This window comes from Streptomyces sp. NPDC046379 (assembly GCF_055587785.1).
The window spans coordinates 16,657-30,205 of the sequence record NZ_JBVJFP010000010.1; the positions used below are offsets into that span (position 1 = coordinate 16,657).

11 protein-coding genes are annotated in these 13,549 nt (G+C 74.5%); 2 read left to right on the top strand and 9 right to left on the bottom strand.

Annotation, left to right across the window (positions count from 1 at the left end):
* Positions 1-50: 50 nt before the first annotated feature.
* The 9 genes from ACZ6KF_RS18550 to rimP all read right to left on the bottom strand — a co-directional run bounded on the left by ACZ6KF_RS18550 (position 51) and on the right by rimP (position 12,032).
* Positions 51-1,010 (bottom strand): bifunctional riboflavin kinase/FAD synthetase, encoded by a 960-nt coding sequence (locus ACZ6KF_RS18550; protein ID WP_356629903.1) that lies wholly within the window; start codon positions 1,008-1,010, stop codon positions 51-53.
* A gap of 56 nt (positions 1,011-1,066) precedes the next feature.
* A complete protein-coding gene (locus ACZ6KF_RS18555; protein ID WP_469239240.1) occupies positions 1,067-4,345 on the bottom strand; it encodes a trypsin-like peptidase domain-containing protein in 3,279 nt (1,092 codons plus the stop codon).
* A 644-nt stretch (positions 4,346-4,989) separates the two neighbouring features.
* Complete coding sequence (gene truB / locus ACZ6KF_RS18560; protein WP_356629907.1) at positions 4,990-5,895, bottom strand: tRNA pseudouridine(55) synthase TruB; 906 nt, start codon at positions 5,893-5,895, stop codon at positions 4,990-4,992.
* The gene (gene rbfA, locus ACZ6KF_RS18565) at positions 5,892-6,338 is read right to left on the bottom strand and encodes a 30S ribosome-binding factor RbfA (RefSeq protein WP_356629909.1); all 447 of its coding nucleotides are present in this window, start codon (positions 6,336-6,338) and stop codon (positions 5,892-5,894) included. The genes truB and rbfA overlap by 4 nt, the downstream gene beginning before the upstream one ends.
* A gap of 35 nt (positions 6,339-6,373) precedes the next feature.
* A complete protein-coding gene (locus ACZ6KF_RS18570) occupies positions 6,374-6,667 on the bottom strand; it encodes a DUF503 domain-containing protein (protein WP_356629911.1) in 294 nt (97 codons plus the stop codon).
* Positions 6,668-6,822: 155 nt separating this feature from the next.
* The gene (gene infB, locus ACZ6KF_RS18575) at positions 6,823-9,906 is read right to left on the bottom strand and encodes a translation initiation factor IF-2 (protein ID WP_356629913.1); all 3,084 of its coding nucleotides are present in this window, start codon (positions 9,904-9,906) and stop codon (positions 6,823-6,825) included.
* A gap of 148 nt (positions 9,907-10,054) precedes the next feature.
* Complete coding sequence (locus ACZ6KF_RS18580) at positions 10,055-10,351, bottom strand: YlxR family protein (protein ID WP_356629915.1); 297 nt, start codon at positions 10,349-10,351, stop codon at positions 10,055-10,057.
* Positions 10,352-10,533: 182 nt separating this feature from the next.
* Positions 10,534-11,532 (bottom strand): transcription termination factor NusA, encoded by a 999-nt coding sequence (gene nusA, locus ACZ6KF_RS18585; protein ID WP_356629917.1) that lies wholly within the window; start codon positions 11,530-11,532, stop codon positions 10,534-10,536.
* 2 nt (positions 11,533-11,534) lie between these two features.
* Entirely contained in the window at positions 11,535-12,032 is a 498-nt protein-coding gene (gene rimP / locus ACZ6KF_RS18590; RefSeq protein WP_356629919.1) for a ribosome maturation factor RimP, read from the bottom strand.
* A gap of 231 nt (positions 12,033-12,263) precedes the next feature.
* Here rimP and ACZ6KF_RS18595 point away from each other — a divergent pair, with 231 nt between their 5' ends.
* Both ACZ6KF_RS18595 and ACZ6KF_RS18600 read left to right on the top strand, forming a co-directional pair.
* Positions 12,264-12,794, top strand: a complete 531-nt coding sequence (locus ACZ6KF_RS18595; protein WP_469159054.1) for a hypothetical protein — start codon at positions 12,264-12,266, stop codon at positions 12,792-12,794.
* A gap of 244 nt (positions 12,795-13,038) precedes the next feature.
* The gene (locus tag ACZ6KF_RS18600; protein WP_469239242.1) at positions 13,039-13,536 is read left to right on the top strand and encodes a ferritin-like domain-containing protein; all 498 of its coding nucleotides are present in this window, start codon (positions 13,039-13,041) and stop codon (positions 13,534-13,536) included.
* Positions 13,537-13,549: the final 13 nt, after the last annotated feature.

A 13,549-nucleotide genomic window follows, 5' to 3' on the forward strand; every position in this document is an offset into this window, starting at 1 on the left:
GCGCCCCCAAGGGGTGCCGGCCGCCTTCCTCGTTCGTACCGCCCACGCGCCTACGGCGACGGCTGCTCCGCCGCCCCGATCAGCTCACGGCACTGCTTCACGTCCTCGGCCATCTGCTCCAGGAGTTCCTCCAGCGACGCGAACTTCGCCTGCCCGCGCACGAACGCGAGGAAGTCGACGGCCACATGGAGCCCGTACAGCTCCAGCCCTTCGCGGTCGATGGCGTACGCCTCCACCGTGCGCTCGGTGCCGTCGAACTGCGGGTTGGTGCCCACGGAGATCGCGGCCGGCATCGCCTCGCCCTGGGCGTGCAGCCAGCCGGCGTAGACGCCGTCGGCCGGGACCGCGGTGTGCGGGAGGGTGTCCACGTTGGCGGTGGGGAAGCCCAGTTCGCGACCGCGCTGGGCGCCGCGGACGACCACGCCCTCGACGCGGTGCGGGCGGCCCAGGATCTCGGCGGCGCCGGCCACGTCGCCCTCGGCCACCAGGCGGCGGGTCAGCGTGGAGGAGAACGGCTCGCCGCCCCCCGCCTCGCCCGACACGTACAGGTCGACGACGTCGACGTCGAAGTCGTAGACCTCGCCCTGCTCGGCCAGGAAGGCGACGTTGCCCGCGGCCTTGTGACCGAAGCGGAAGTTGGGGCCCTCGACGACCGCCTTGGCGTGCAGCTTGTCGACGAGGACCTTGACCACGAAATCGGCCGGCGACAGCTTCGAGAACTCCGCCGTGAACGGCAGGATCAGGACCGCGTCCACGCCCAGCCCGGCCATCAGCTCGCAGCGGCGGTGGTGCGGGGCCAGCAGCGGCGGGTGGCTGCCGGGGCGGACCACTTCGCTGGGGTGCGGGTCGAAGGTCACGACGACCGCGGGTACGCCCAGCTCGCGGGCGCGTTCGACCGCGTGCCGGATGATCAGCTGGTGCCCTCGGTGGACGCCGTCGTAGGAGCCGATGGTGACGACGCTGCGTCCCCAGTCCTCGGGGATGTCCTCCAAGCCACGCCAGCGCTGCACTGTGACCGCTCCTCCGAACCCAAGCCGGTACTTGCCCGTCTGCCTCTTACGCAGGTCTAAGAGTGCCATGCCGGGACGGTGCGGCCCGCATCGGCATGGTCGCTGTGACCCGGTGCACGCGACCCGGCCGTCGTGGGAGGAGTTTCGCCGGGGGCGTCGCGGGCGTCGGGAGCGCCGAAGCGGGGCAGTACGTCGGACAGCGCGGCCCGTAGTGCGGGCGGGCCTGTGTCCTTGAGGGCGGTGACCAGGGCGAATGCCGCCGTGCGGGCCGCAGGGCCCTGCGCCGGGCGGCTGCCGGCCCAGCGGGCGACGCAGGCGGCGGTCTCCGGGCGCTGCGTCACGCACTCCGCGATCAGGGCGGCGACCCTGTGGGCGAGCGGGGGCATGGCGGCGTCGGCGAGGGCGAGCAGCGCGGTCTGCGGGTCGGGGCGGGCCAGCCGGGTGCGGAAGGCGTCGAGGACGGGTTCGGGGTGCGTGGCCAGGGCGGCGGCCGCTGCTTCGGGCGGGAGGCCGGGGTCGCAGGCCACGAGGCGTTCCAGCGCGCGCGGGAGGTGACGGGCGCGGGTGTGGGGATCGTGGAGGAGGATGCCGAGGGCGCCGCCGTGCAGGCCGGTCTCGGCGGGGCGGGCGAGCACGGCGAAGGCGGCGTGCTGGAGCAGGTCGCGGTCGGTCTCGGTGCGGGCGTGCGCCGCGGCGCGCAGGCCGTACGTCACCGCTGCCGCCCGCCGCGCGGGGCGCTCGTCGTGCGCCCACCGGTCCACGGCCCGGCACAGGGCGGCGGGCTCCTCCTGGGCGAGGACGGCGAGCAGTTCGTCGGCGCGCCGGTGCCCGCTGTCGGCGAGGGCCTCGGTGAGGGCGTCGGGGGCCCGGTGCCGGTGGGTGTGCAGCAGTGCCTGCGCGGCCGTCGCCACGGTCGCGTCGGGCGCCGAGGGCAGCGGGCGGTCGTCGTCGAACCAGCGGGTGAGCAGCGGCTGTACGGCGGCGGGGTCGGCGACGAGCAGACGTGCGGCCGCGTCCAGGTACCGGCCCTCGGCATGTCCTCGGTGCCGGACCGCGGGGGCGCGGTATGCCCCGGCGCACGTCGGGGAGTCGGCGAGCCCTCGGTGCGGTGCGTCCGCGGGCATCCGAAGTGGTGCGTCCGCCGGGAGGCGGTGCGGCGGGTCGGCCGGGAGCAGGCGGCGCAGCAGGTCGACGCGCTCGGCGCGGGGCAGGGGCAGGCCGGTCCAGAAGTCGGGGGCGAAGTCCTGTGCATGGGCGACCCGTTGGCGCAGTCTGCCGGCCAGGGCGTCGGCGAGCAGGCGCAGGACTCCGACGTACGGTGTGGCGTCCGGTACCCGGCGCAGGACCTCGGCGAGCAGGCGGGCGGCCCACCAGGAGTCCGGGTCCGCCTCCAGGGCCCCGAGCAACTCCAGAAGGCGGGAGGCGAGTTGGTGGGTGCCGTGCTGCCGGGCGACGAGGAGCAGGGCCTGGACGACGGGGCCGATGCGGTGGTGCGGGACGGGGAGCGGGTGCGGGACGCCGCCGCGGACGAGGGTGCGCAGGGCCTCGTCCAGGTCGAGGTGGGTGCCGTGGAGCCAGTCGGCGAGTTCCTCGTGGGCGAAGCGGTAGCCGCCGCCCGCGGGGACGAGGAGGCCCTCGGCGAGCACGGCGGAGGCCCAGCCGGTGCCGCCGCCGAGGGTCGCGGGTGCGGGGCCCCAGGGGAACAGCGTCTCGAACGTCTCGCGGTCGAGTTCGCCGTGGCCGGGGCCCAGGCTGCGCCGCGCGGCCTGGTGGACCTGTCCGGCGACCTTGGCCGCGAGCCGTCGTACGGCGGTGCCGCGCAGGCCGTTGCCGGCGGCGAGCCGGACGGCGACGCGCAGGCAGAGCAGGTCGAGGTGGGCCGCGAAGACCTCGTGCCGGTCGAGGCGGGCGGCGCCCGCGGGGGCGTCGGGGAGGGCGGCGCGGACCTCGGCGAGGAGGCGGAGGGCGAGGGGGTGGCGGGCGTCTGAGGCGGTGAGGGCGTCCTCCGGGAGGCCGAGGCGGGCGCGCGCCTCTCGGGCCTCGCCGGGGTTCAGGTCGCCGAGGCGGAGGCAGGGCGGCAGTCCGCCGGCCCCGCCGTCGGGGCGGCGTGCGGTGTGCAGCGTCCCCGCCGGGAAGTGCGCGCCCGCGACCTCCCAGTACTCCTCCCGGCACGCCACCACCAGCCGCGCGCCCGTTTCCGTCAGCCAGGCGGCCGTGCCCGCGGTCCACTCCGCGAGCCGGTGGGCGAGGAGCGGGGGCATCTCCTCGGGCGAGTCGAGCAGGAGCAGCAGGGGCCGGCCGGCCTCATGGGCGAGCGTCGCGAGACGTTCGGGGCCGGTGTCGCCGAGGTCGTCGGGGCAGGCGGATGCGGAGGCGGCGACGATGCGGGCCGCGCGGGTGAGCGCCCGGCGGGCGGCGTCGGCGAGCGAGGCGTCGGCGTCCGCGAGGTCGGCGCCGCGCAGCCAGAGCGTGGGGGCGGGCCGGTCGCCGCGGGCGCGGCGGTCGGCGAGGGCCGCGAGTTCGGTCGTACGGCCGCTGCCGGGTGGGCCGACGAGGCCGAGCACGGCGGCCGGGCCGGCCGTGAACGCGGTTAGTTCGCGTGCGACGTCCGCGCGCTCGACGGGCTCCGTTCCCCCGGCGGGCGGGCCGTCCTGCCCGACCGAGGTGGCGGTCAGTTCGAGGACGCCCGCGAGGTTGAGGTCGGCGCCGTAGGCGGGCACCGTCGCGGCGTTGCGGGCGAGCAGTTCGGCGAGGGGGCCGGCGCCCGGGGCGCGGCGCAGCGGCACGGCGAACCCGGTGTCGCGGTCGCCGCAGCGCAGGCCGGTGGCCAGGACGGCGACGACCGCGCCGGTCGCGGCGTCGACGACGGGTCCTCCGGCCGCGCCGCCGCCCCTGCGCAGGGCGTCCCGGCCGGCCGTGCCGATCGCCAGCTCCAGGACGCCGTCGAGGGCATGGCTGCGGCCGCCCGCCGTGTAGGTCGCGCCGGTCGTGCCGAGCACGCGGGCCTCGCGCCAGCCGTCGGCGGCGATGCGCACGTAGGCGCCGGCCGTGATCGCCTGCCGCGCGGTGAGCGCAGCCGGGTCCGCGTCGAGGCCCTCGGTGCGCACGATCGCCAGGTCCAGCTCGGGCAGGAGGGTGACGGCGTCGGCGGCGGCGACCCGGCAGTGCCGTCCGGTGGCGGTGTGCAGGACGATCCGGTCGAGGTCCTCGACGGTCTCGTGGCTGGTCAGGACCGTGCCGTGGTGGTCGGCGACGATGCCGGCGCCGCGTGGGCGGCCGGCCTCGTCGTGGACGCGGACCAGGGCATGGTCGCCGCGCCCTCCGCGTCCCGCCATGATCGAACCTCCCCGCCGTGCCTTACGGGCGTCCCCGTGCCCTGGCTCCGACCGTAGGGCGGGGATGATCGGGCGGAAAGATCACTCGGCCAACGCGCCCCCCTGCGCTCCCCCGGTTCACTCCGAGCGCCCGTCCGGACGGGTGAATGCGGGGCGGCCGTTGGACAGCTCCTAGGGGTGTCTGGCATATGAGCGCGGGAGAAGGAGCGGCTTCTGGTGCGTGCGATCGCAAGGCGCCGGAGCGCCCTCGTAGCGGAGCTACCAGGACGGTTCGGCAACGCGGCTGGGGGTGCCCCCTCTGGGGGAGTGCGTGCCAGGAGCCGCGACGCCGCGGGCATTTGTCAGACACCCCCTAGGGGTGGGGGAACCGAGGGGGACCGTGGAGCGGCGGGAGTGACTCTCCCCGTGACCGCCGCTCCACGGGAGGACGGACCGGTAGCCCTCCCGGGGGCGTCCACCGGAAGAGGCGGCGCCCGCTCTGCGGAGGCGTCCGGACACGGCCCGGCAGGGCGGCGGGCCGCCGCCGACAGCGCCCCCTCCCGGGTCCGGACCCGGCGGCCCGGCCCTCACCGGCAGCCCACCGACGACGGCGACGCGCCCTCGCTGGGCTGCGGGGCTGCGCGGCTCCGGACGTCCCCCGGCGGTCAACCGAATACGGCCACGCTCTTCGCCTTGCCCCGCTGCTCCTCCACCAGCGCGAGGAAGCGGCCCTCGGGGTCGAAGACGGCCACCGGGCCCGCGCCCGCGTACTCCTCGGGAATGTCGAGCCGGACGCCGTTGCCGAGCAGCCGGGCGCGCCGGGCGTCGATGTCCCAGCGCGGGAAGGCGGCGGCCGCCGCGTCGGCGATCGGCATGACGGTCAGCTCCTGCTGGAGCTGGTCCAGGGTGCGGGCCGCGTCGAGCCGGTACGGTCCGACGCGCGTGCGGCGCAACGCCGTGAGGTGTCCGCCGACGCCCAGGTCGGCGCCCAGGTCGCGGGCGAGGGCGCGGATGTAGGTGCCGGAGGAGCAGACCACGGAGACGACCAGGTCGAGCACGGGGATGCCGTCCTCGGCGACGGCGTCCCGGACGTCGTACACCCCGAAGGAGGAGACGGTGACGGGCCGGGCAGGGATGTCGAAGTCCTCGCCGTCGCGGGCGCGCTTGTAGGAGCGCACGCCGTTGATCTTGATGGCGCTGACCTTGGACGGCACCTGCATGATGGTGCCGGTGAGCTTGGCGATGCCCGCGTCGATGGCGTCGCGGGTGACCTTCGAGGCGTCCGCCGACCCGGTGATCTCGCCCTCGGCGTCGTCGGTGACGGTGGTCTGGCCGAGACGGATGGTGCCCAGGTACTCCTTCTCGGTCAGCGCGAGGTGGCCGAGGAGTTTGGTGGCCTTCTCGACGCCGAGGACGAGGACGCCCGTCGCCATCGGGTCGAGGGTGCCCGCGTGGCCGACGCGGCGGGTCCTGGCGATCCCGCGCATCTTGGCGACCACGTCGTGCGAAGTGAAGCCCGACGGCTTGTCGACGATGACAAGGCCGTCGGGCGTGGTGGTGTCGCGGCTCATTCGGCGATGTCGTCCTCGTCGTCGCCCGGCTTCTTGTACGGGTCGGGCTCACCGGCGTACTTGGCCTGGGAGGCCGCCTCGCGCACCTTCTCGTCGGAGGCGCGGGCCTTGTCGAGGAGGTCCTCGATGGTCCGGGCGGTGTCGGGGAGGGCGTCGGCGACGAAGGTGAGCGTCGGCGTGAACTTCACCCCGGCGGCCTTGCCGACCTCGGAGCGCAGGACGCCCTTGGCGCTCTCCAGTCCGGCGGCGGCGGCGGCCCGCTCCTCCTCGTCCCCGTACACGGTGTAGAAGACGGTCGCCTCCCGCAGGTCACCGGTGACCCGGGTGTCCGTGATGGTGACGTGCGAGCCGAGCCGCGGGTCCTTGATCCCGCGCTGCAGCTTCTGGGCCACCACCTCTCGGATGAGGTCCGCCAGCCTCTTGGCACGCGCGTTGTCGGCCACTGGTCCGTCTCCCGTTCTTTCTCTTCGTTCGTGGTTCAGTCGTCGTCGCCGTGGAAGCGCCGTCGCACGGACAGCAGTTCCACTTCGGGGCGCGCGGCGACCAGCCGTTCGCACCGGTCCAGTACGTCGGTGAGATGCCCCGCGTCGGCGGACACCATCGCGAGGCCGATGCCGGCCCTGCGGTGGAGGTCCAGATGGTCCACCTCCGCCGCGCTCACGGAGTACTTCCGCTGCAGCTCGGCGACGATCGGGCGGACGACGGAGCGCTTCTCCTTCAGCGACCGTACGTCGCCGAGGAGGAGGTCGAAGGACAGCGTCCCCACATACATGTGTGCAGCCGGTTCACCCGCCGGTACGGGATCGATGGCCCCGCCATCCGCGTGGCAGGGACATCAGAACCGTACAACGAACGGCCGGGGCCGATCGACGGAAATTACTCTCCGTCGACCGGCCCCGGACCGGACCGCCTCGGAAACCGTGCCCGTTACGAGCGCGGCTTCTCGCGCATCTCGTACGTCGCGATGACGTCGTCGACCTTGATGTCGTTGAAGTTTCCGAGGTTGATACCGCCCTCGAAGCCTTCGCGGATCTCGGTGACGTCGTCCTTGAAGCGACGCAGACCCTCGATGTTGAGGTTCTCCGCGACGACCTTGCCGTCGCGGATGAGGCGCGCCTTGGTGTTGCGTCGCACCTCGCCGGAGCGGATGAGGACACCCGCGATGTTGCCCAGCTTGGAGGAGCGGAAGACCTCGCGGATCTCCGCCGTGCCCAGCTCGACCTCTTCGTACTCCGGCTTGAGCATGCCCTTGAGGGCCGCCTCGATCTCCTCGATCGCCTGGTAGATGACCGAGTAGTAGCGGACGTCCACGCCCTCGCGCTCGGCCATCTGCGCCGCGCGGCCGGCCGCGCGGACGTTGAAGCCGATGACGATGGCGTCGGAGCCCATCGCCAGGTCGATGTCGGACTCCGTGACCGCACCGACGCCGCGGTGCAGGACGCGGATGTCGACCTCTTCGCCGACGTCCAGCTGGAGCAGCGAGGACTCGAGGGCCTCGACGGATCCGGAGGCGTCACCCTTGATGATCAGGTTCAGCTGCTGGACCTCGCCGGCCTTGAGGACCTTGTCCAGGTCCTCGAGCGAGACGCGGCGCGTGCGCTTGGCGAAGGCCGCGTTGCGCTCGCGGGCCGCGCGCTTCTCGGCGATCTGGCGGGCGGTGCGGTCCTCCTCGACGACGAGGAAGTTGTCGCCCGCGCCCGGGACGTTGGTCAGGCCCAGGACCTGGACCGGCGTCGACGGGCCGGCCTCGGCGACGTTGTTGCCGTTGTCGTCGAGCATGGCGCGCACGCGGCCGTAGGCGTCGCCCACCACCATCGTGTCGCCCACCCGCAGGGTGCCGCGCTGCACGAGGACCGTCGCCACGGCGCCGCGGCCGCGGTCGAGACGGGACTCGATGGAGATGCCCTGCGCGTCCTGGTTCGGGTTGGCCCGCAGGTCGAGCGAGGCGTCGGCCGTGAGGATCACGGCCTCCAGCAGCGAGTCGATGTGCAGACCCTGCTTGGCGGAGATGTCGACGAACATGGTGTCGCCGCCGTACTCCTCGGCCACCAGGCCGTACTCGGTCAGCTGACCGCGCACCTTGGTCGGGTCGGCGCCCTCGACGTCGATCTTGTTGACCGCGACGACGATCGGGACGTCGGCCGCCTTGGCGTGGTTGAGCGCCTCGACCGTTTGCGGCATGACGCCGTCGTTGGCCGCGACGACCAGGATCGCGATGTCGGTCGACTTCGCACCGCGGGCACGCATGGCGGTGAACGCCTCGTGACCCGGGGTGTCGATGAAGGTGATCTTGCGCTCTTCGTCGTTGACCTCGGTCGACACCTGGTAGGCGCCGATGTGCTGGGTGATGCCGCCGGCCTCGCCCGCGATGACGTTCGTCTTGCGGATGGCGTCGAGGAGGCGGGTCTTGCCGTGGTCGACGTGACCCATGACGGTGACGACCGGCGGACGGACCACCAGGTCGTCCTCGTCGCCCTCGTCCTCGCCGAACTCGATGTCGAACGACTCGAGCAGCTCGCGGTCCTCCTCCTCGGGGCTGACGATCTGAACCGTGTAGTTCATCTCGCCCGCGAGGAGTTCCAGCGTCTCGTCGGAGACGGACTGGGTGGCCGTGACCATCTCGCCGAGGTTCATCATGACGGCGACGAGCGACGCCGGGTTGGCGTTGATCTTCTCCGCGAAGTCGGTGAGCGAGGCACCGCGCGACAGGCGAATGGTCTCGCCGTTGCCGCGAGGCAGCATCACGCCGCCGACCGACGGGGCCTGCATGGCCTCGTACTCCTGGCGCCTCTGCCGCTTCGACTTGCGGCCACGACGGGCGGGACCGCCGGGACGGCCGAAGGCGCCCTGCGTGCCACCGCGGCCACCGGGACCGCCGGGACGGCCGCCGAAGCCGGGACGGCCACCGCCGCCCGCTCCGGGAGCACCCGGACGGCCGGCGAAGCCGCCGCCACCGCCGCCGCCGGGACCGGCCGGACGGCCGGCGAAGCCGCCACCGCCGCCACCGGGACGGCCGGCGAAGCCGCCGCCGCCGGGACGACCGCCGCCGGCACCGCCGGGACGACCGCCGCCACCGGGTCCGCGGCCGCCGGGGCCGCCGCCGGGACGCGGGCCGGCAGCGGGACGCTGCGGCATCATGCCCGGGTTCGGACGGGGACCGGCGGGACCGCCGCCGGGACGGGGACCGCCCTGCGGACGCGGCATCGAGCCCGGGGTCGGGCGGGGGCCGCCCGGAGCCTGGGGACGAGGACCGCCGCCCTGGGCGCCGGGCGCCTGGGGACGGGGACCGGCGCCGGGAGCGCCGGGGCCGCCGGGACGCGCGCCCTGCGGACGCGGCGCCTGCGGACGGGCCATGCCGGTGGAGCCGCCGGAGGTGAAGGGGTTGTTGCCCGGACGCGGACCGGCCGGACGGGCGCCCGGACGCGGCGCGCCGCCGCCGGGACGCTGACCCTGGCCTGCCGGACGGCCGCCGTCGCGCTGGCCCTGGGAGGGACCGGCGGGACGGGCGCCGGGCTTGGGGGCGCCGGGACCCGGACGGGCGCCCGCGGGGCGCTGGCCCTGGGCGGCCGAGGCCGCGGGCGCCGCCGGAGCGGACGGCGGGGCCGTGAACTCCGGGGTGGTGGGCGCCGCCGGGGCGGGACGCGGGGCGGGCTTCGGACCCGGCGTCGGACGCGGACCGGGAGCGGCCGGCGCGGGCGCCGACGGGGCCGCGGGCTGCTGGGCCGCGGCCGGCTTGGGGGGGGCCGGCGGCTTGGGAGCAGCCGGACGGGCCGCCTGCGCCGGGGACGGCGCGGGGGCGGGCTTGGGGGCGGCCTTGCGCGGGGCGGGCTTCGCGGCGGACTTGCCGCTGCCACCGCCCTGGAAGGCATCTGTCAACTTGCGCACTACGGGCGCCTCGATCGTCGAAGACGCCGATCGGACGAATTCACCGAGTTCCTGGAGCTTGGCCATGACGACCTTGCTCTCCACACCGAACTCCTTGGCGAGTTCGTATACCCGGACCTTAGCCACTTCGCTCCTTTGAGGTCCGGGTTGCGGCCGGACCGTCGCTAGTTCATGGGCGTACTCATCGCGTACTCATCGAGTGCTCATCGCAATCTCGACCTGCTTTCGACTCGCGAGGTACCAGGGCCGCGCGGGGGCTCCCGTGCGGCACGTCTTACGGTGTTGCCTGCTCGGCAACTGTTGTCTGCTCGACGTATCGGCGCAACGCCTTTGTGTCGAGCGCTCCCGGGGCGCGCAGTGCCCTCGTGAACGCCCGACGGCGTACCGCCTGGTCGAGACAGACCAGGGCGGGGTGTACGTACGCACCCCGGCCGGGCAGCGTACCGCGAGGATCGGGGACGCATGCGTCCTCGATCGCCACGGTGCGCAGCAGCTCCGTCTTGGCCGCGCGCTCCCGGCACCCCACACAGGTGCGTTCAGGGCATGATCGGGCGTGCGTCCGGCCAGACACTCTTCAGTCTACCTCCCCGTAGCGACCTCACCCCTTTGGGGCAGGGATCGAACGGTTGTTGTCGTGATCTCAGCGACCTGCGGCTTGGATGCATTCCCGCGGGCGTCCCGGAGGCGCCCCCGGGGAATGCCCCGGGTAACTCCGAGGCGGCTTCGAGGGGACCCCGAGCCGCCGTCGAGCGGCTACTCGGACGGGCGGTCGGACGGCTGCTCGGTGTCCGGGCGGATGTCGATCCGCCAGCCGGTCAGCCGGGCGGCGAGGCGGGCGTTCTGGCCCTCCTTGCCGATCGCCAGCGACAGCTGGTAGTCCGGCACCGTCACGCGCGCGGAGCGGGCCGCCATGTCGACGACCTCGACCTTGGACACCCGCGCGGGCGACAGGGCGTTCGCCACCATCTCCGCCGGGTCGTCCGACCAGTCGACGATGTCGATCTTCTCGCCGCTCAGCTCTCCCATGACATTGCGCACCCGGCCGCCCATGGGCCCGATGCAGGCGCCCTTGGCGTTCAGCCCCGACCGGGTGGACCGGACGGCGATCTTGGTGCGGTGGCCGGCCTCGCGGGCGATGGCGGCGATCTCGACGGAACCGTCGGCGATCTCCGGCACCTCCAGGGCGAACAGCTTCTTCACCAGATTGGGGTGGGTGCGCGACAGGGTGACCGAGGGGCCGCGTACGCCCTTCGCCACCCGGACGACGTACGACCGCAGCCGCATGCCGTGCGGGTAGGTCTCGCCGGGCACCTGCTCCTGCACCGGCAGGATGGCCTCCAGCTTGCCGATGTCCACCAGCACGTTCTTCGGGTCGCGGCCCTGCTGCACCACGCCGGTGACGATGTCGCCCTCGCGGCCGGCGTACTCGCCGAGCGTGGCGTCGTCCTCGGCGTCGCGCAGCCGCTGGAGGATGACCTGCTTGGCGGTGGTCGCGGCGATCCGGCCGAAACCGGACGGGGTGTCGTCGAACTCGCGGGGCTCCTGGCCCTCCTCGAGGTCCTCGGGGTCCTCCTTCGCCCACACGGTCACGTGACCGGTCTGCCGGTCGAGCTCCACGCGCGCGTGCCGGCGGCTTCCCTCGGTGCGGTGGTAGGCGATGAGGAGGGCCGCCTCGATCGCTTCGACCAGCAGGTCGAAGGAGATCTCCTTCTCCCGTACCAGGCCCCGCAGGGCGCTCATGTCGATGTCCACGGCTACGCCTCCTCTTCCTTCTTGTCCTTGCGGCCGAACTCGACCTGGACGCGCGCCTTGGCGATGTCCCCGTGGGCGAGTCTGCGCGCCGTGGGCTTGCGCCCCTTGACCCCGGGTACCTCGACATCGACGCCTTCGTCGTCGACGCCGAGAATTCTGGCCACCAGTTCCTCGCCCTCGGCGAGCTGGAACTTCACCAGCCGGCCGGTGGCGCGCACATAGTGCCGCCGCTCGGTGAGGGGGCGCTCCGCGCCCGGGGTTGTGACCTCGAGGGTGTACTCGCCCTCGCCCATCGCGTCCGTCTCGTCGAGCTTCGCCGAGAGCGCACGGCTCACATCGGCGATCTGGTCCAGGTCCGCCCCGGTGTCCGAGTCGACGACGACGCGCAGCACCCGCTTGCGTCCGACCGAGTCCACCGCGATCTCCTCGAGGTCCAGCCCCTGGGAGGTGACGAGGGGTTCCAGCAGTTCTCGCAGCCTCTCGCGCTGGGTGGTGCTCATCCGGGTGACTCCTCGGCCGCGTGTGCTGTTGTGGGATGGTCGCGTGTCTGGTCAAAGGGTATCCGGTCGCGGAGGGTGTTGCCGTCCACCCGCGTGTCCGCCGGCCGCCGTACGCCCTGCCGTTTGCCGGGTCGGACCGGTGCCGATGAGCGGTTTCGCACGGATGCGCGGGTACCGTGATCACGGGCGTGCCGCCCGGTCCCTTCGTACGAGTCTTCGAGGACGTCAGCCGTGCCGTTTCCCCTGTCGCCGCGCATGCCCTCGGGGCCGCGCAGAAGGAGCCTGCTCGCCTCGGCGGCGGGCGTCGCACTCGTCGCGGGCTGTTCGGGTCCGCCCGGGGAGGCGGGGGACGAGCGCTCCGCTCTGTCGGCCGCCGAGCGGGCACGCGCGCGTGCGGCACGGGACAGCGCGGAGCTGGCCGCGCGGTACGACGCGGTGATCGCCGCCCATCCGGCGCTCGCGGGGCGGCTGGTACCGCTGCGGGACGAGGTCGTGGAGCACGCACGGGCGTTCGGGGGCGGGAGCGGCGGCCGTGCGTCCGCGACTCCCTCGGCCTCGGCGTCGGGTTCCCCCGCCCCCGCCGTCCCCGTTCCGGCGGACGAGAAGGGCGCCCTGGCGGAACTCGCCCGGGCGGAGCGGGAACTCGCGGACCGGCGGGCCGGGACGCTGACGGACCTGCCCGGCGAGTCGGCGCGGCTGCTGGCCTCCGTGGCGGCGTCCGGGGCGGTGCACGCGTACCTGCTGACGGAGGGCGAGGGATGAGGGCGGCCGGGGACCGGGAGCCGGCCATGGGCGGGCGCGGGGCGGCCTGCGGCGGGGAACGGCGCGCGGCGGGGCGGGCGGCGTACGACGCCCACCGCGTACGGCGGGACACGCCGGCGCGCGGGTTCCGGTGCACCGGGGGCGAGCCGGTGGCGGCCGGGTACGCGCCGGCGGGCGGGTGCCGGGGCCCCGCGGGGGAGCCGGTCGCCGCCACGGCCGGGTACGGGTTGACGGAAGGTGAGCGATGAGCAAGGCGAAGGACCGGGAGCTGGCGGCCCTGCAGGCGGCGCTGGCCGCCGAGCACGCGGCCGTGTACGGCTACGGGGTGGTCGGCGGGCGGATCGGCGAGGAACGGCGCACGGAGGCGCGGGCGGCCTACGACGCCCACCGCGCGCGGCGGGACGCGCTGGCGCGCGAGGTCCGGGACCTGGGCGGCGAGCCGGTCGCCGCGGCGGCCGGATACGCGCTGCCGTTCCCGGTGGCGGACGGCCCGGCGGCGGTCCGGCTGGCGGCGGCGGTGGAGGACCGGGTCGCCGGGGTGTACTCCGACCTGGTGCGTGCGGCGGACGGGAAGCGGCGGGCCGCCGCGGCGGCGTCGCTGCGGGAGGCGGCGGTGCGGGCGGTGCGGTGGCGCGGCGAGAGCGTAGCCTTCCCTGGGCTCGCCGAGCGGGGAGCCGGGTCGTCGTCGGACACGGGCGCGGCCGGGGCTTCGCCGAGGGCATCGGCGTCAAGCCGCTCCTAGGAAGGGAACGACT

Excerpts from the sequence above, each read along its gene's own strand:
- truB (WP_356629907.1), bottom strand. The coding sequence starts at position 5,895 with ATGAGCCGCGACACCACCACGCCCGACGGCCTTGTCATCGTCGACAAG.
- rimP (WP_356629919.1), bottom strand. The coding sequence starts at position 12,032 with ATGAGCACCACCCAGCGCGAGAGGCTGCGAGAACTGCTGGAACCCCTC.
- ACZ6KF_RS18570 (WP_356629911.1), bottom strand. The coding sequence starts at position 6,667 with ATGTATGTGGGGACGCTGTCCTTCGACCTCCTCCTCGGCGACGTACGG.
- ACZ6KF_RS18555 (WP_469239240.1), bottom strand. The coding sequence starts at position 4,345 with ATGGCGGGACGCGGAGGGCGCGGCGACCATGCCCTGGTCCGCGTCCAC.
- ACZ6KF_RS18600 (WP_469239242.1), top strand. The coding sequence starts at position 13,039 with ATGAGCAAGGCGAAGGACCGGGAGCTGGCGGCCCTGCAGGCGGCGCTG.